Annotated in this window: 11 protein-coding genes; 10 read left to right on the forward strand and 1 reads right to left on the reverse strand. The window is 56.5% G+C overall.

The genetic code is table 11. From position 1 onward, the window contains the following. The first annotated feature begins 24 nt into the window (after positions 1–24). The 10 genes from ACYVIA_RS10465 (at position 25) to ACYVIA_RS10510 (ending at position 18438) form a co-directional block, all read left to right on the forward strand. Positions 25–798 (forward strand): ABC transporter ATP-binding protein, encoded by a 774-nt coding sequence (locus ACYVIA_RS10465; RefSeq protein WP_460840489.1) that lies wholly within the window; start codon positions 25–27, stop codon positions 796–798. After that, positions 798–1508, forward strand: a complete 711-nt coding sequence (locus ACYVIA_RS10470) for an ABC transporter ATP-binding protein (protein WP_460840491.1) — start codon at positions 798–800, stop codon at positions 1506–1508. Before ACYVIA_RS10465 ends, ACYVIA_RS10470 begins: the two co-directional genes overlap by 1 nt. 41 nt (positions 1509–1549) lie before the next feature. After that, a complete protein-coding gene (locus ACYVIA_RS10475; protein ID WP_460840493.1) occupies positions 1550–2764 on the forward strand; it encodes an ABC transporter substrate-binding protein in 1215 nt (404 codons plus the stop codon). A gap of 159 nt (positions 2765–2923) precedes the next feature. After that, positions 2924–3808: a branched-chain amino acid ABC transporter permease gene (locus ACYVIA_RS10480; protein WP_460840495.1), complete on the forward strand. Its 885-nt coding sequence runs from the start codon at positions 2924–2926 to the stop codon at positions 3806–3808. Between the two features lie 10 nt (positions 3809–3818). After that, complete coding sequence (locus ACYVIA_RS10485) at positions 3819–4835, forward strand: branched-chain amino acid ABC transporter permease (protein WP_460840497.1); 1017 nt, start codon at positions 3819–3821, stop codon at positions 4833–4835. 134 nt (positions 4836–4969) lie between these two features. After that, positions 4970–6109, forward strand: a complete 1140-nt coding sequence (locus tag ACYVIA_RS10490) for an ABC transporter substrate-binding protein (RefSeq protein ID WP_460840499.1) — start codon at positions 4970–4972, stop codon at positions 6107–6109. Between the two features lie 180 nt (positions 6110–6289). Beyond that, positions 6290–6733, forward strand: coding sequence for a CBS domain-containing protein (locus ACYVIA_RS10495; RefSeq protein WP_460840501.1), 444 nt, complete (start codon positions 6290–6292; stop codon positions 6731–6733). A 658-nt stretch (positions 6734–7391) separates the two neighbouring features. Continuing rightward, positions 7392–9224, forward strand: coding sequence for a ShlB/FhaC/HecB family hemolysin secretion/activation protein (locus tag ACYVIA_RS10500; protein ID WP_460840503.1), 1833 nt, complete (start codon positions 7392–7394; stop codon positions 9222–9224). A gap of 29 nt (positions 9225–9253) precedes the next feature. Next, on the forward strand, positions 9254–17944 hold the full coding sequence (locus ACYVIA_RS10505) for a two-partner secretion domain-containing protein (protein WP_460840505.1): 8691 nt from the start codon (positions 9254–9256) through the stop codon (positions 17942–17944). Positions 17945–17970: 26 nt separating this feature from the next. Beyond that, positions 17971–18438, forward strand: coding sequence for a hypothetical protein (locus tag ACYVIA_RS10510; protein ID WP_460840507.1), 468 nt, complete (start codon positions 17971–17973; stop codon positions 18436–18438). Positions 18439–18628: 190 nt separating this feature from the next. Here the strand turns inward: ACYVIA_RS10510 and ACYVIA_RS10515 are convergent. After that, the coding region (locus ACYVIA_RS10515) for an IS5 family transposase (protein ID WP_460840509.1) at positions 18629–19366 on the reverse strand (738 nt) is incomplete at its 5' end.

Below are 19366 nucleotides of genomic sequence, written 5' to 3' on the forward strand. Positions count from 1 at the left end.
AACCAGCAACACTGGAGAAAACGGATGGCAAGCGAAGTAATACTGGAGACGAGAAACCTGACCAAGGGTTTCAAGGGATTCATCGCGGTGAATGACGTCAATTTCAAGGTCAAGCGTGGCTCGATCCATGCATTGATCGGCCCGAACGGCGCCGGAAAGACGACCTTCTTCAACCTGTTGACGAAGTTCCTCACGCCGACGAAGGGCGCAATTTACTACAACGGCAATGACATCACCGCACTGAAACCGGAACAGATCGCGCATCGCGGCGTGATCCGTTCGTTCCAGATTTCCGCAGTGTTCCCGCACCTGACGGTGCTGGAAAACGTGCGCATCGGGCTGCAGCGCCAACTCGGCACTTCCTACCATTTCTGGAAGAGCGAGCGCACGCTGAACCAGCTCAACAACCGTGCGATCGAGCTGCTCGCCGAAGTGGACCTGGAAAGCTTTGCCAACACGATGACGGTGGACTTGCCTTACGGCCGCAAGCGCGCGCTGGAAATCGCGACGACGCTCGCGATGGAACCGGAGCTGATGCTGCTCGACGAGCCGACACAGGGCATGGGTCATGAAGACGTGCATCGCGTGACCGAACTGATCAAGAAGGTGTCGGCTGGCCGCACCATCCTGATGGTCGAGCACAACATGAGCGTGGTGTCCGGCATTTGCGACACCATCTCCGTGCTGCAGCGCGGCGCGCTGTTGGCAGAAGGAAGCTACGAAGAAGTATCGAAAAACCCGCAGGTGATGGAAGCCTACATGGGCACGACCAGCGGCGAATTGCAGGGAGCGCACTAATGGCAACAGCAGCACTGGAAATCAAGAACCTGAAGGCATGGTACGGCGAGTCGCACATCCTGCATGACGTCAACCTCGTGGTAAAGCCGGGTGAGGTGGTGACGCTGCTCGGTCGCAATGGCGCAGGACGCACGACGACGCTGCGCGCGATCATGGGGCTGACCGGCACACGCACGGGCTCGATCAAGATCAACGGCGTGGAATCCATCGACCGTCCGACCTACAAGGTCGCGCACCTCGGCGTCGGCTACTGCCCGGAAGAGCGCGGCATTTTCTCGTCGCTGTCGACGGAAGAAAACCTGATGCTGCCGCCGTTCGTTTCGAAGACCGACAAGGGGATGTCGATCGACGAAATCTACGACCTCTTCCCGAACCTGAAGGAGCGCCGCAGCAGCCAGGGTACGCGCCTGTCGGGTGGTGAGCAGCAGATGCTGGCAGTAGCGCGCATCCTGCGCACTGGCGCACGCCTGTTGCTGCTGGACGAGATCTCGGAAGGCCTCGCACCGGTCATCGTGCAGGCACTTGCCCGCATGATCACCACGCTCAAGGCCAAGGGCTACACCATCGTGATGGTGGAACAGAATTTCCGCTTCGCTGCGCCATTGGCGGATCGGTTTTACGTGATGGAGCATGGACAGATTGTTGAGTCCTTCGCTGCATCGGAACTGGAATCCAAGATGCCGGTATTGAACGAGCTGTTGGGCGTTTGAACCACATCTGAATGAATTCCACATATAAAAGAGGAGAAGCAATGAAACTCAAAGCAAACGCACTCGCACTCGCAGTTACCGCAGCCTTCGGCATCGGTTTTTCCGCCTCGGCATCCGCACAGGTTTCCGGTGATGTGATCCGTATCGGCCTGATCACCGACATGTCCGGCGTGTACGCCGACGTTGACGGTCCGGGCGGTGCAGAAGCGGTGAAGATGGCAATTGCCGACATGGGCGGCGCCATCAACGGCAAGAAGATCGAGTTCGTGGTTGCTGACCACCAGAACAAGGCGGACATCGCTGCTTCCAAGGCACGTGAATGGATCGACCAGCAAGGCCTGGACATGCTGATCGGCGGCACCAACTCCGGCGCCAGCCTGGCGATGGCGAAAGTCGCTGCAGAGAAGAAGAAAGTGTTCGTGTCCATCGGTGCAGGTACTTCCCGCCTGACCAATGAAGAGTGCACCCCGTACACCGTGCACTATGCCTACGACACCGTGGCACTGGCACGCGGCACCGGCGGCGCGATCACCAAGCAGGGCGGCAAGGAGTGGTTCTTCCTGACGGCTGACTATGCATTCGGCGCTTCGCTCGAGAAGGACACGGCAGACGTCGTGAAGGCGAGCGGCGGCAAGGTGATGGGTGCGGTCAAGCATCCGCTGTCGGCTTCCGACTTCTCCTCGTTCCTGTTGCAGGCACAATCCTCCAAAGCGAAGATCCTCGGCATGGCCAACGCCGGTGGCGACACGATCAACACCATCAAGGCAGCCAACGAGTTCGGCATCACCCAGTCGATGAAGCTGGCCGGCCTGCTGATGTTCATCAACGACATCCACTCCCTCGGCCTGAACCTGACGCAGGGCATGTACCTGACCGACGGCTGGTACTGGGACATGAATGACGACACCCGCAAGTGGTCCAAGCGCTACTTCGAGAAGATGAAGAAGATGCCGTCGATGCTGCAGGCAGCTGACTATTCCGCGGCATATCAGTACCTGAACGCCGTCAAGGCCACCGGCACGGATGATGCGGACAAGGTCATGGCTAAGCTGAAGTCCACCAAGATCAACGACATGTTCACCAAGAACGGCGTGGTCCGTCCGGACGGGCGCATGGTGCACGACATGTACCTGATGGAAGTGAAGAAGCCGAGCGAATCCAAGTACCCATGGGACTACTACAAGGTCGTGCAGACGATCCCGGGTGACCAGGCGTACATGACCAAGGCCGAAACCAAGTGCGCGCTCTGGAAGTAATTTCCTGAAGCCGGAAGGCCGGGCTTTGCTGAATCCCGGTTGATGTATCGGTCCGGCGATGTGCAGCAGTTTCGTGCTGCTGCGCATCGCCGATCGGTCCTGCTCTCAGTCCCGCAATTTAGCGCCGCATGGAATGTGGCCTTACTTTGGTAAGTAGTTATGGAAATCTTTGGCATACCTTTGCAAGCAATGTTGAGCCAGCTGCTGTTAGGCCTGGTCAACGGCTCGTTCTACGCGATGCTGTCGCTGGGGCTGGCGGTCATTTTCGGCCTGCTCAACGTGATCAATTTCGCGCATGGCGCGCTGTACATGATGGGCGCGTTCCTCGCATGGATGGGCCTGAATTACTTTGAAATCAATTACTGGGTGATGCTGCTGCTGGCACCGATCCTGGTCGGCATCTTCGGCATCATTATCGAGAAATCCATGCTGCGCTGGCTGTACAAGCTCGACCACCTGTACGGGCTGCTGTTGACCTTCGGCATCACGCTGATGCTGGAGGGCCTGTTCCGCTCGTTCTACGGCGTGTCCGGCCAGCCGTACTCGGTGCCGGAAGCACTGGGCGGCGCGTTCAACCTCGGCTTCATGATCCTGCCGAAATACCGCGCGTGGGTCGTCGTCGCGTCGCTGATCGTGTGCTTTGCGACCTGGTTCGTGATCGAAAAGACCAAGCTCGGCGCCTACCTGCGGGCCGGCACCGAAAACCCGAAGCTGGTCGAAGCGTTCGGCATCAACGTGCCGCTGATGGTCACGCTGACCTACGGCTTCGGTGTCGCGCTGGCCGCGTTTGCCGGCGTTTTGGCCGCGCCGGTGATCCAGGTGTCGCCGCTGATGGGGTCCAACCTGATCATCGTCGTGTTCGCGGTGGTCGTGATCGGCGGCATGGGCTCGATCATGGGCTCGATCATCACCGGCCTGGGCCTCGGCGTGATCGAAGGTCTCACGCGTGTGTTCTATCCGGAATTGTCAGCCACCGTGGTGTTCATCATCATGGCGATCGTGCTGATGATCCGTCCGGCCGGCTTGTTCGGTAAAGAGAAATAAGGAGTTGGAAATGAACAAGAAAGTCGGATATGCCATCGCGCTGGCCGCGGCGCTGGCCTTGCCGTTCTATATGTACCCGGTGTTCCTGATGAAGGTGCTGTGCTTTGCGCTGTTTGCGTGCGCCTTCAACCTCTTGATCGGCTTCACCGGCCTGCTGTCGTTCGGCCACGCCGCCTTCTTCGGCGGCGCCGGCTATGTCGCCGGCCATGCCCTGAAGGTGTGGGGGCTGCCGTTCGAGCTGGGACTGGTCGCCGGCATCATTGCCGCCGCCGTCATCGGCCTGGTGATGGGCTTGCTGGCAATCCGCCGGCAGGGCATCTACTTCACGATGATCACCCTGGCGCTGGCACAGATGCTGTACTTCGTGTGCCTGCAGGTGCCGGCCACCGGCGGCGAGGATGGTCTGCAGGGCGTGCCGCGCGGCAAGCTGCTCGGCGTGGTCGACCTCGGCAATGACCTGACCTTGTACTACGTGGTGCTGGCGATCTGCGTGGCGGGCTTTGCCTTGATCGTGCGCACCGTGCATTCGCCGTTCGGGCAGGTGTTGAAGGCGGTCAAGGAAAACGAGCCGCGCGCGATCTCGCTCGGCTACGACGTCGACAAGTACAAGCTCCTGGCGTTCGTGCTGTCGGCCTCGCTCGCCGGCCTGGCCGGTGCGACGAAGACGGTCGTGTTGGGCTTCGAGACGCTGACCGACGTGCACTGGAGCATGTCCGGGCTGGTGGTGTTGATGACGCTGGTCGGCGGCCTGGGCACCTTGACCGGTCCGATCGTCGGGGCAGTGGTGATCATTGCGCTGGAGAACAAGCTGGGCGACTTCGGCAACTGGATGGCGGAGCTGACGACGATCGAATGGTTCCGCTCGATCGGTGAATCGGTCACGATCGTCACCGGCTTCATCTTCATCGTCTGCGTGCTGGCGTTCCGTCGGGGCATCGTGGGGGAGCTGATGGAGTTCGTAAAGAAGATGCGCAAGCCGGCATCGCCGGCAGTGCAGGCGCCTATTGTGAAAACGGTGGAGGGATAGTCTAGCTCTGCCGTCTCACTGCTCGCCCTCTGCCGCAGCGCGGTGGGCGAGTTCATGGAATCTACAAGTAAGAAGCGCAAGCCGGCATCGCAGGCAATGAATGCGCCGATCATTAGAACAGTGGAGGAGGCACCATGAAAGCACTTGGATGGTTACGCACAGCAGTAGGATGTATCGCAGCATCTTTTGCGTTTGGCGCGTGGAGCGCTGACGACATCGTGATCGGGCAGGTGGCGCCCTTGAGTGGCGTGCTTGCCGAGACCGGCAAGGACATGGTGCTTGGCGCCAAGGTCTACTTTGACTCAGTCAATGCACAGGGCGGTATCAATGGACGGAAGATCCGGCACGTCGTCAAGGACGACGGTTACAAGGTCGAGGAAACCGTCCGTCTTACCAAGGAAGTCATCGACAAGGATGGCGCGATTGCGCTGATCGGTTTTGCGGGAACGGGCAATATTGCCGAGCTGCTGAATCAAAAGGTGCTGGAAAAAGCCAATATCGCACTGGTAGCGCCCTATACCGGTGGCGAAGTACTGCGCACGCCCTTCAATCCTTACATCTTCCACATCCGTGCCGGCTATGCCGACGAGGCGGAGGGTATCGTCAACCAGCTGGTGATGCTGAACATGAAGCGCATCGGCGTGATGTACCAGGATGACCCGTTCGGCAAGGCGGGGCTCGCCGGCGTGGAAGCAGCGCTGAAGAGACACAACCTGGAAATTGTCGGCACCGGCGCCTACGAGAAGAACACCGATAACGTCGCCGAGGCGGTGAAAGCGATTGCAGCCGCCAATCCGCAGGCAGTGGTAATGATCTCTGTGAACAAGAGTACGGCGGCCTTCACCAAGGAGATCCGCTCGGTATCTACCGTTGCGCAGCTGGTCAATATCTCGGTAGTCAATCCCAAGGATATCGTCCGGCAGATCGGCGCCAATCACGCGCGCGGCCTCGGCATCGCCCAAGTGATGCCTTATCCGTTTACTACGGCCGCTGCCATTGCAAAGGAATACCAACTGGCGATGAAGCGGTTTGCGCCGCCAGGCAGCGAACTGTCTTACACCAGCTTCGAGGAATTCGTGGGGGCCAAGGTACTCGTTGAAGGATTGCGCCGAGCAGGTCCCAACCTCACGCGGGAGAAAGTCATCCGGGCACTCGAAACCCTCAATGAATTCGATACCGGCGGATTTACAGTACGCTTCTCGCCGGAGAACCGCATCGGATCGCGCTTCGTCGAGATTACCGTGCTCGGCAAGGACGGCCGCTTGCTGCGCTGATAGTGCAGATAGCGCCGTCTCCAATATTTCCAACATTCCACATTCACGCATTTCTGCGTCGCGCTGACTGCTGCGCACCTTTTCTTGTGCGCAGTTTGTACTAGACTGGTTTCACCTCGTTTGCGCCGGCCCCTTCAACAAGGAGCTGGCGCTTTTGTTCTCAGGCAAAAGGAGAAGGTGATGCAAACAATCGCAGATGTCATGACCAGAGATGTACAGAGCGTGTCGCCGCAGGAAACCATCCGGCGTGCCGCAGCAATGATGGACGAGCTGAACGTCGGCTCCCTGCCGGTATGCGACGGACAGAAGCTGATCGGCATCGTCACCGATCGCGACATCACGGTGCGCGCAACCGCGGCAGGCAAGGGGCCGGACGAAGCAAAGGTGGAGGACGTCATGACCGACCAGATCCGCTGGTGCTTCGACGACCAGGAAGTCGACGAGGTCATGCAGCAGATGAGCGACAGCCAGATCCGTCGCGTTCCGGTCATCGATCACAACACGCAGCAATTGATTGGCATCGTCTCACTGGGTGATCTTGCGACAAAGCATTCGGCGCAGGTGGACCGGACGCTGGAGAATATTTCAACGCCGGCGGAGCCGGATCGGTCGGGGTTGCACTGATTCCATCTTGCATCAACTCTGATGAGTTGCGTTCCGAGGTGCGGTTCCCTCCTTCGTGCTCCATCGGGTTGCCATCCGTGTTATTTGATAGGGGCGCTGTAAGCCTTTTTTCCTCTTTTGCCTCCCATTCCGCTTAGGTGCGATGCCGTTTTTCTAAATGGCGTCGCCATGTAATTTCTTGCGGCCTCAAATATCAGGAGCGAACTAGGATGCCGCCCGAAGCAAATTAGTACGCTCGACGCTTCCGCCGTTTCTTTTCCGTTGATGTGACTAATTTACAACTCAAGAGACGAGCAGTGTGGAACAGCTAAGACACCTTAGTCATTGAATAAAAAGAAAAATTCTGAAAATTACAATGAAGAAATATTCTACATAAATCTTTGTTTGTTGATATTTATCAAACCCCTCACTACACTTCGCCCCGCTTGTGTACGTCGCGCCTAGTCGCTCAATAAGCAACTGCTGATGTTGATAGTGGGTGTCTCGTGTAAGAAGTAATCCGACATACACGTCGGGCATGAATTCTCCCTTCGCTATCCTCAACAGCTGTTTTCCCCGACTAGCGCAACAACCCGGCCTGTTGACGCAGGCGAACTGAAAACACGTCTGCTCCTTTTTTCGCTGGAATCCAGACACACGCTGGTACCGGAGTCGCTCCATGGCATTTAAGAAACGTCCTCGCCTTGAGGTGTTCACCCTCACACGCCCGAGCCACGGCACTTTTCGCAAGCGACAACCGCGCCGTTTTCCCCGAATGGTTGGCGCCTGGATTGGTTCCGCCGTGGTCAGCCTCTGCCTCTGGAACGACTCGCTTGCACAGACTGCAATTGCCCCATCCAGTCTTCCACCCGCTCAGTCGGCAGAAGAAGGGCTTCGTCGTCAGGAAGACCGTGCCCGGGAGCTTCAACTCCGCGGCCAGCCAAAGAGCGATGTGCTGAATCGCGAGCAGGGCGTCACTGTCCCTGACGAACTACCGACCGAGTCCCCGTGTTTCGTTATTTCCGAGATTCGCTTAAACGGCCCTGATGCCGGTTTATTTCGCTGGCTTTCGGCCACCACGGCGCCATACCTGGATCGCTGCATCGGCGTCATTGGATTGCGCCAGATCGCTGCAACGCTTGACGCAAAGCTGATCGAATGGGGGTATGTCACCAGCAAAGTCTCTCTCCCCCAGCAAAATCTCAAGGATGGCGTTCTGACGTTCAGGTTGCACGCAGGACGCGTGGCGCAGGTGAATCTTTACAAGGCCGGCGCGGCGAGTACCGAAGACGATGCATGGGGCACGTGGAGGACCGCCTTTCCTGTTGGCTCCGGCGACATTCTCAACGTACGCGACCTGGAGCAAGGTGTCGAACAAATGAAACGGCTGCCGAGCCAGGCCGTGGCAACCGAACTTGAACCAGGTGCAGAGCCAGACACCAGCAATGTGAGGATATTGCGTCAGTCCGGCACATTGACAGACAGGCTGCGTGGCGGTGCGACGCTGGATGACTCCGGAAGCAAGACCTTGGGCCGCGCGCAGTTTTCTGGTTACCTGTCGTTGGATAACCCATTCGGGCTGAACGACATTCTCTCCGTGTCCGCGAATACCAACGTGGAAAGCGTCGACCGTTCGCATCGCACGCAGAGCGCCTCGCTCAACTACAGCCTGCCATGGGGCTATAACACGTTCACCTTCAGCAAGAGCAACAGCCGTTTCGCACAGGTCGTCCAAGGGACGACAGTCCGCTTTCTCTCAAGTGGCAGAAGCGAGTCGGCAGAACTCCGCTGGCATCGCACGATGCTGCGCACCAGTGCGGCGAAGACAGGGCTGTTCGCCGCACTCTCCACGCGTCGTGCATCAAGCTTCCTTGATGATGTCGAATTGGTGGTGCAGCGTCGACGCACAACGGGTTTCACCACTGGCGTCACTTACAAGCAATTACTTGGTAATGCCGCCATTGACCTCGAGGCGAGCTACCGCCGCGGGATGCCTTGGAGAGGTGCGCAAGATGACCTGCCTACCGCAGCCGACGGCGGCCTGACGCTTCGTCCGAAGATCTGGCAGGTAACAGCCGCTTATCAGCAACCGTTCAATGCGGGCGGCATGCCCGTGCAGTTCAGCGCAAGCCTTCGGGCTCAGCACACCCGTGACCAGACGCTCTCCGTAGACCAGATCAGCATCGGTGATCGCTTTACTGTGCGAGGCTTTGATGGAGACAGCGTGCTCCTTGCAGAGAACGGCTACGTTCTCAGGAATGACTTGTCGACGCCCGTGCGCCTCATCGAAGGAGTCGACTCCGTGGCGTTTGTCGCCATTGATTTCGGCCGTGTTTGGGGACCAAGCGATATCAATCTGGTCGGTGACAAGCTGGCGGGACTGGCAGGCGGCCTGCGTGGCAGATGGAAACGCCTGCAGTTCGATCTCACGCTGGCAACGCCACTATACAAACCAGAAGGCTTCCATTCAGCACGCTGGAACACCTACCTTTCTGCCACCTACGCGTTTTAGAACTCCACGCCTCCTCTCGCGGGACTGACATGAACAAGCAAGAAAAACGGACTGTCATGAGCATGCAAAAACAAATCGACAATCAGAAACATCTTGCATTAAAGCCTTCGTCATGTGTACGGACGGGCGAGCGATCCTGGGTGCGCCGCGTCGCGCGCACCATGGTGGCCTTGCTGCTATTGCAGAACATCTTGCCCGCCTTGCCGGCGCAAGCGCAAACAGTGCAGACCGTTACACCTAATGCGAATGCGCCAGCCGGACAACGGCCGATACTTGACGCTGCCCGTAACGGCGTCCCGATTGTTCATATTGCACCTCCCAGCCCAGCAGGGGTGTCGCGCAACCAGTACGAGAATTTCAACGTCAATACCAACGGATTAATCCTCAATAACAGCCCGTCCAATGTGCAGACTCAGTTGGGTGGTTGGATAACGGGCAACAACCAGTTGGGGCTAACACCTGCTCGAATCATCCTTAACGAAGTCGTCGGTGCCAATCCTTCGCAACTGCGGGGCACGATGGAGGTAGCTGGCTACCGTGCAGACATCGTCGTCGCCAATCCCAACGGCATTACCTGCGATGGCTGCGGCTTCCTGAACACAAGTAGGGTAAGTCTGAGTACCGGTCAGATTCAGTTTGGAAGCGGTGGCGCAATCCATGGCTTTGATGTGCGCCAAGGACAATTGACGGTGGGTGGCAACGGCCTGGATGCCACGAACCTGGAACAGCTGGACCTGATTGCGCGCGGAATAGTGATTGAGGGCGAAGTTTGGGCGAAGAACTTGAAGGCAATTGCTGGTGCCAATCAGGTACTGTACGGCACACTTCAAGCGACCGGACAAGCTGGAAATGGTACTGCACCAGCGTTCGCGATTGACATCAAAGACCTGGGTGGCATGTATGCAAATCAGGTGTATATGGTCTCCACAGAGCAAGGACTCGGGGTAAACAGCACGGGGCGTATCGCCGCTCTCCAAAGTAATCTCACTCTGTCCGCCAATGGCGATCTCACGCTCAAGGACAGCTACGCCAAGCAAACTGTTCAACTTTCTAGTGCGGGCAACACTACCCTGAATGGACAAACCGTCAGTGAAAGCGACGCCACCATCGCAAGTACGGGGAAGTTGATTCAACGGGGTACGGTCGAAGCACAGGGGACACTGACGATCAATGCAGCGTCGCTGCAGAACACGGGCAATATTGTTCAGCGCAGCAGCGATTCCGCTGCTCTTTCGATTGCGGGAAGCGCAGTTAACAGTGGCACGATCTTTAGCGCCGGATCGTTGCAGATCAATGCCTCGGATATCACAGATAACGGCGGCAAATTGCTCGCCGCCGGTAATCTTGCTCTGCAATCCCAGACGATCGCATTGAACGATACAACAGTAACGTCTGACAGCAATGTCGCTTTGACCGCGTCGCTCGGTAAGGTGGCAGCAAGCAATGCGAACGTTTATGCGGGGGAGACGCTCACTGTTGCCGCATCCAACCAGATTGCCAATGTCGGTGGAACATGGCAGGCGATTGACGACGTCACGTTACATGGAACTGACGTGGACAATCGGGGCGGTCAGATACTCTCCAACCGGAAATTGACGGTTACGTCAGCCGGTGGAGCAAATGACGGATTGCTGGATAACCGAGGCGGCACCTTAATCGGCAATGCCGCCGTGTCCATCAATAGCGGCGAGATTCTTAATGCGAAAGGTGCCATAGCGACTAGCGGCTCCCTGCGCATCGATTCAAACGCGAAGCAACTGGACAACACGGACGGATCAATTGTCGGCAATGATGCTCTGGACGTCACGGTAGGGAAGTTAATCAATACAAAGGGCGGAATCGCTTCGGTCAACGCATCGATTAACGTTAACACCAACTCGCAGAGTCTTCTGAACGATGAAGGAAGAATTCAGGCGTTTGGAAATTCGGCCATTCAGTCCGGTGTAATGGACAATCGCGCCGGAACCATCAGCGGTGCAAGCCTTCAATTGACGACTGCTGAGGTCGACAACTCCGCTGGCCAGATCGTGGCCGGGGGAGATTTCAGTGCTACAACAAAGAGTATCGATAATCGCAGAGGTCTGCTACAAGCAGCCGGTAACTTGGCTGTTAATACACAAGGTGCCACGCTCGATAACAGGCTAACCGGCACGAATGGCGGTATTGTCAGCGGCGGAACCATAACGTTAACGGCGGGCGATGTCGATAATCGTTCCGGGTACATCGCGAGTGTGCTGGACCAGACATTGACCTTAACCGGTGTGCTCGACAATGGCATTGATGTATCGACAAAAGGCCAACCGGGCGGTGTCATTGTCACCAATGGCAAGAGCACCACGACAGCATCTTCGGTATTGAACTCCAAAGGAGTAATCAACGCGCTGGGCGATATCGCCATCAGAACAAGCGCGGCGATTGATAACCGAGGTGGTGCAATCGCTTCTAACAGTGCTGTGAAGCTCATAACTGCTGCACTGGATAACAGTGAAGTCGGTATGGCTGGCGGTGACATTAGTGGCCGTGCGGTAGAGGTTTCCGTTACTTCGCTTGGTAACGTCGGTGGCACGATTCGTTCATCCGCAGAGATGAGTCTGAATGCATCGTCGCTCGACAATACACGTGGCGTGGTCAGCAGCGCAGGCAATCTCTCCTTGAATGCGCCGGCATTTGATAATGGAGGAGGCAAGATCACTGGTGCAAAGGCTGTTGTTATCGACACCGGTTCGCAGACCCACTCGGGATACATTGCCTCGGCAGAAAACCTGACGCTTAACGTCACGGGTGACTACAGCAATTCAGGCACCGTCTTGGCTGAAAAAGAGCTGATCCTCAATGCAGTGAACGTCAGTAATAGCGGCAAGATTAGTGCGGTCGAAAATCTCACGGTTAACACTGGAAATCTCTCCAACGTCAATGAAATCAGTGCGACTACCACGACGTTGAATGCCACCGGCACGTTGACCAACACAGTCTCAGGATTAATTGACGGCACCACCACGACGATCAATGCCAATACCGTGGCCAATACCGGCCGCATCTATGGCGATCTGCTGAAGGTGCAAGCCGATACACTCAATAACAGCAGCACCGGTGTCGTCGCAGCACGTAGCGATCTGTTGATTGGCGCGCGTAATGTCAACAATACGAATGACGGCCTGCTTTACAGCCTGGGTGACATCGTGATGGCGGGCGGTTTTGATGGTAACTATAACGCCATTGGAGAAGTTCAACAGCTTGTTAATGGATCTGCCAAGATCGAGGCTGGCCAGAACATCACTCTCAGTGTCAAGGAACTGATCAACCGAAACGATGGTTTGGTTACGAGCATCGTGACAACCAGTACGCCAGTGAATCAATTGCTGATTCAGCGGTACAACAGCAGTGACACAACGAAATATGACGCGACCACATTGGGATGGAACACGGATCGCCAGTTGGGAAGACATGGTGCATATGCCTTGCCTAGCACGACCTATCCTTTTGCGACATTTGGGTCCACTCCCAAAGCTAGTGCATTTGCCTACGATATCGACGGAAACCGCACTGGACTTAGTTACGCACTTACTGATCCTATATGGGCGCTGATGGGTGTAAGTCCTCCGCAAACATCCGACTTGTCCCCGAATATCTTCTTGCCCTATGCGTCGGACTGCGAGATGTCCGGTTATGCCTTATGCCGTGATTACCAAACCTGGCAAGAACGCATGACGACGCAGGGAAACCTGCTCGATCAAAAGATCACTGCCTTTAATAACAATCTCTATAACCGCAGCTTCAACGACTGGTATGAATACCAAATTACCCGTCGGGATACCACAGAGACTGTACTCGCCGCTACACGACCTGCCCAGATACTGGCAGGCGGTGCAATTTCAATTTCCTCCAGCGGATCAGTACTAAACGACAACAGCAGTATTGTTGCGGGCGGTGCAGTAGGTATTACGGGTGCCACCGTCGAGAATCGTGGCACCGAGGGAACGAAGTCCGTTACCGAAGTCGGCACCCAAAAGCTGCGCTATGTTGCAACGCTCGGTAATGGCGGCGACCTGCATTGGTACGATCTCGGCGCCATAACGGGAGCCCCCGTCGTTACCACCACCACACTGCAGGCGTTCACTTATCGCCCCTACGCGTCGAATCCGACTACTTCAATTAGCCTCGCCACAACAAAACCGTCAGGCGTCAACCTAGGAGCAAGTCCTTCATCGGTCACAAGCAAGGTTATCTCCACAGCCGGCAAATCGGTTGATGTCCCGGTGTCACAGGCTGTGCAGGATCAACTTGCGGGGCAGAACATGCATCGCAACTGGACAGTGCCGAATAACAGTCTGTTTATCGTTAATGCGGCTCCAGGTGCGAAGTATCTGGTTGAAACCGATCCTCGCTTCACAAACAGGAATAACTTTCTATCCAGCGATTACTACCTGGAGGCGCTCAACCGCAATCCGGAACGTCTGATGAAGCGCTACGGTGATGGTTTCGTCGAACAGCAAATGGTCAACGACCAGATCCTGGCATTAACTGGGCGCCGCTATTTCAGCGGTTATACCAGCACAGAGAGTGAATACAAGAGCCTGATGGATGCGGGCATTGCCTATGCCAAGCAGTACCAGATTAGCCCGGGCGTTGCATTGTCAGCAGAACAGATGGCTTTGCTGACCACCGATATTGTTCTGCTCGTCACAAAGAAGGTCACTCTTGCGGATGGAAGCACGCAGGAAGTTTTGGTTCCTCAGGTATACCTCCGTCGTCCACAGGCCGGAGACATATTGCCGAATGGCGGCCTGATCGCCGGCTCCGATGTCTATATCAAATCTACTGGCGACCTGGTTAACAGCGGCCAGATCTCGGCCGATAATGAAACCACCTTATTGGCAGGCAATGATTTGGTCAACCGAGGCGGACGCATTAGCGGTCAGGACGTCTTCGCGCGTGCCAACAACGACCTCAAGAACATTTCGGGCATGATTCAAGGCACCGGCACCAACAGCCGGGTTGCCTTGTCCGCGGGTCGCGACGTCATTCTGGAAACCCGCACGATTGCCGGGCAGACGGCCAAGACCACTACCACTGCCGCGACGAGCCGGGGCAATGCTGACCGAATCGCGACAGTGCAGGGCGGCACAGTCACCATCGACGCCGCCCGTGATTTGATCGGCAAAGCCAGCAAGGTACAAGCCGAAACCGATCTCGCCGTCGTCGCAGGTCGCGACATCAAGGTCAGCGCCGTAGAAACCAGCTACGCCCTCAACGAAAAGACCGGCAGCCGCGTCACCAAAGGGCGCACTGGCTACATTAAGGAAGAAAGCGTCACGAACGAGTTGGCGGCATTCGATGCCGGCAACAACATTGCTTTAGTCGCAGGTAAAAATGAGAATGGCGACGTTGCCCTTAAAGGGGTGAACATCAATGCAGGCAATAACGTCGCCATCGAAGGTGCCAATGTCACGATCGAAGCCGTCAAGGATTCGCGACTCGTGGATATCCAAAGTGTCAGCAAGAACAAATACTATCGCGCGATGGAATCCGACGAAACCATCGTTGGCGGTGCAGTTTCCGCTGGTAACAACATATCGGTGCGCGCCGTCGGCGAGACAGAGAGTATCGCTGGTGGAAGCGGTGCCCTCAAGCCTGTTGCTGGCACCGGCGATGTCCGTCTTGCAGGTGTTGCGCTTAACGCCACCAATGGAGAAGTTGCGGTCGTTGCGAACAACAACGTCATCGCAGAAGCGATGGTCGCGCAAGACAGCACTGCTAGCGAGTATTACAAAAAGTCAAAGAGCCTATTCCGTAAAACGACTGTCATCGACAATCGCTACACCGACAGCACAGAAGCAAAGGTCACCAGCCTCAACAGCGCTAACGGTGCTGTCACTGTCATTGCCGGAAACAATCTCCTCTTGGAAGGCGCTCAGGTTAATGCCGCCAAAGATGCCACGCTCTATGCTGGTAACCAGCTACTTGCTTTCGCCACGCACGACACCTATAGCGAGACAATCGACAAGCAAAAATGGAAGAGCGGTGTCTTCACTTCGTTCAGTTTGGTGCCAATTCGACCGGAGACGCGCGGTACTGGCAACGGCAAGACAACCTTTACCTACACCGCACAGGGACCCAACATCAGTAGTGCTGAAGGAAACGTCACACTTTATGGTGCCGGTGCGGTTGGACTGGAAGGCGCTGGGCTGACAACAACGCGGGGAAATATCGGCATTGCCGGCGGCGTTGTCGATATTCGCGCGGCGACCGATGCCGCCAGTATCACCACGACCCATACGGAAAAGGGTGCCAAGATCGACGCTTTCGGCTGGAGCGATCCGTCAGAAGGCGTGGGCCGCAAGACCAAACAAACATCAAGCATTCAAGAGACCACGCTGGCCCGCACCACGATGGAGGCGGAAAACATCCGGATTACCGCCACCGCAGGTGACGTCCATATTGCCGGCACGACCATTGCGACACCAGGCACCCTGACGCTTGGGGCTGCCAGCGGCTCGGTGGCACTCGACGGACAGCAAACAGAAATTACCACCAGTGCCGAATCGTTCAAAAAAGACCTGGTGTATCAGAAGGCTAAAGGCAAAGGCGGCACGGAGCAGGTAACGGAATATAACAACATCGATGCAGGAACCGTCGTCGTCGAAGCTCCGGGAATCACCGCCCAGGTAGGAAGCAAGGACAGCGTTGCCCAACTGGCGGCACAGCCCGGCATGGGTTGGGTCAATCAGATCGTCAACGATCCCAAGGTCAATATTAACTGGGAACAAATCGAGGACATCAGCAGCAAGTGGGACTACAAGGCACAGGGCCTGACACCGGAAGGTGCGGCGGTACTAACGGTCGTGGTGGCTTACTTCACTTGGGGCGCGGCCTCGGGCGCCGGCGCGGCCGTAGGCGACGCTACAGTTGGCACACTCGGGGTTACAGGCAGCACAATCGCCGCTGGAGCTACGACAGCGGCCGTCTCGACCCTAGCCACGCAGGCAGCGATTGCCGTGGCCAACAACCCGACCGACCCGGGCGCTGCATTGAAGGAACTAGGTTCCAGCGCCAACGTGAAAGGCTTGATCGCCGCCATGGTCACCGGCGGCGCTCTTCAGTGGTTAAACCTGCCCTCGACGGGCGAGCCCGCCCTGCAGGGAGGCGCGCAGAAATTCACCCAGCAGCTCAGCCAGAACCTGCAAGCCGGGGTTGCTAAAGCAGTGATCAACACGGCGGTCTATGGCGGCAGCCTCGAGGACAATCTGAAGTCCAATCTGCTGACGGCATTCATCGATACCGGTGCCGCCCAAGGTGCGCATGCCATCGGCGACATGGCGCTGGATAACCTCACCAACAAGATTGCGCATGCGATGGCTGGGTGCGCGGCGGGAGCCGCCACTGCCGGCAGCGAAGGCTGCAGCGCCGGAGCGCTGGGCGCCGCGATGGGCGAAATCGCGGCCGAAGGCTATGGTGTTCGCGAAGATACGGTGCAGTTCGCAGGGATGATCAGCGGCATTGCGGCTGCAGTGGCTGGGCTGGATGCGGAGCAGATCAATGTCGCGAGTCAGCTTGGCGCGAATGCGGCAGCGAATAATTACCTCAAGCACGCGGAGGCGAGGCGTCGATCGAAACTGATGGATGCACGGGGTACCTGCAAAGATGCTACCGCTTGCGAGACGATTCAGAGCCAGATCGATGAGTTGAACAAGCTTGACGCGTGGCGTAACGAGCAGTTGAAACTTGCCTGTGCAAATCCAAGCAGCACCGCATGTCAAATGTGGTACGCCGATCTCAAGGCTGCCAGCGATAGTTACAAAGGCCAATCGGACTACGGCGATACGTCGGTCAATGCCGAGCGTACGCAAGTCGTCAATGACGAATACCGCTATCGCCAGATGGTGGACAAGCCGACGTTGTACGGCGCGGGTAACGGGGTAATGCAAAGCGTCGCTGGGGTGGTTGTCGGATTGCCCGTGTTAGGTGCAACCATTGCCAATGCCATCATGGGCGACGAGCAGGCGCAACAGGCGCTAGCGGATGCGCTTGTTGTCCTAACCAATATCCCGGCAGCAGTCGCGCGAAAGTTGGAAGAAGCAGATATTGCGGATAAGAATGGCAATCCGGCGTTGGGGGCGCAGATCCGGGCGTCGCTGATTATGGATGGGGCGTTTGGTATGGTTGGTGGCGCGCAGCTGACGCGGGCTATCTTGAATAGTGGGAAGTTGGGAACTGTTGGGGCAAATGGGGGAGTGGGGGCACTTGCGGGCAATGGCGAAGGTTTATTTTCAAATGTGCCTCGTGTGCCGTACACGCCTACAAATTCAACTCTTGGACAGGCCTTTGATTTTTCTTGCGCTGCAGCAAGCTGCAGGATGGCAGCTAACCTTGTAGATACGCCGGAAGCATACGTTCGACAAGCGATATTGACAGATGCATCTGGAACGGCACTTTCAAATATTCCAAGCGGGCTTCAGCAACTTGGATTTAGTGGAACCGCCAAATATTCGACAACGGTGACCACTGAATCGATAACTGCGGCGACGAATAGAGGTGCTTCAGTTATTGTCAACGTAACCACTGAAACTGGTGGGGTTCATGCTATCGTCGTGGACTCTGTAAAGGACGGAATGGCATACATCCGCGACCCTTGGCCTCTGGGTACTGGCTCAAGCTACGCAGTCCCCATAAATTCTCTTGAGTCTGTTCTTACAGGAAAAGGCGTGGTTGTGCATCCATGATTTGAGACGCAATATTGGAGGGTGCTATGCAGAAAAAGTGTGATCTGTATCTGTGTGAATCTGTGCGTTCGGAGCGCTTGAAATTCATACAGCTATACGATAAAGGATTTTTTTATAACGCTGAAAAATCGTACGTGGGTTATTTGGGCGTCAACGTGGATAGGGTCAAACTGGTTTCGGTTATTTCTGATTTGCGAACGCACAAAATTGACTGTTTTAGTGTTCCTGTCGAGTACAGAGATCGCGAAAATATTTCTGCAAAATGCGCATTTAGTTTGGCGAACGCCTATGCAACGAATTTGGGCGCTTCAGCTTTTGATGCGGTGAGATTCCAATCAAGATGCCCGCCAGTTTATTGGGTTTTTGGTTTGAAATACGATATTGTGACAGAGGAAAAAGTCGGTGGTGTAGTCATGATTGATCGACTTGATGGACATGTATGGACTGATACAGAGAACGAGGAATACATGTATGACTACAACAACGTGCTTTGAAACATCCGCGACTTTGGGGCTAGGTCTAGCCTTCTGCCTAATGCCGGCCGATTCTTTCGCACATGTCCCGCCCACTACGATTAGAGTTTGCAAAGAAGGGGTCAGTTCTAACATTCAAACATTTGGGAAGAACAACGAGGTCAGTTCTAATATTCAAACATTTGCAAGAAGCCGTATAGGCTAGAGGGTGTTATGAACCTTGGCCCATCATCATGACTGCCTTATTCAGCATGAGGCAGACAAAGGCGACAAAATGCAGGCCTACCAAAGTATCGGCGAGCCGTTCGTAATCGCGCGCCAGTCGGCGAAAGCGCGCCATCCACGCGAAGCTGCGTTCCACCACCCAGCGCCGCGGCAGCAGGATGAATCCCTTTTTCGCCTCGGTGTGTTTGACCACGACTAGTTCCATTCCATAGTCCTGGGCTTGCGTCTGGGCCGACTCCCCCGTGTATCCCTGGTCGACAAACGCCACATCGACCGTGCCGCCGGTCGCCACTTGGACCGCTTCGGCGATTTCGGCCACCTGCTCCCGATCCTGCTCGTTGGCCGGCGTGACATGCAACGCCAGCAAATGGCCCAGCGTATCCACCGCCAAGTGGACTTTCGAGCCCTTGCGCCGCTTGGCGCCGTCGTACCCGGCCCGCGAGCCGCTTTCCGGCGTCGATTGCAGCGTCCGGCTATCCATTACGGATGCACTGGGCGATGGTTCGCGGTCGGTGGCCATGCGCAACAGCATGCGCAGGTCATGCGCGATTGACTCGAAGCTGCCCGCCCTGAACCAGCGCTGCGTCTGCTGGTAGACCGTGTGCCATGGCGGCAAATCGTGCGGCAGCATGCGCCAGCTGGCGCCACTGCGAACCACCCAGCGCAAACCGTTAAAGACTTCGCGCAAATCATGGTCGCGTTGGCCGGCATCTAGTGGCAACAA

The sequence above is a fragment of the Noviherbaspirillum agri genome (assembly GCF_054780595.1).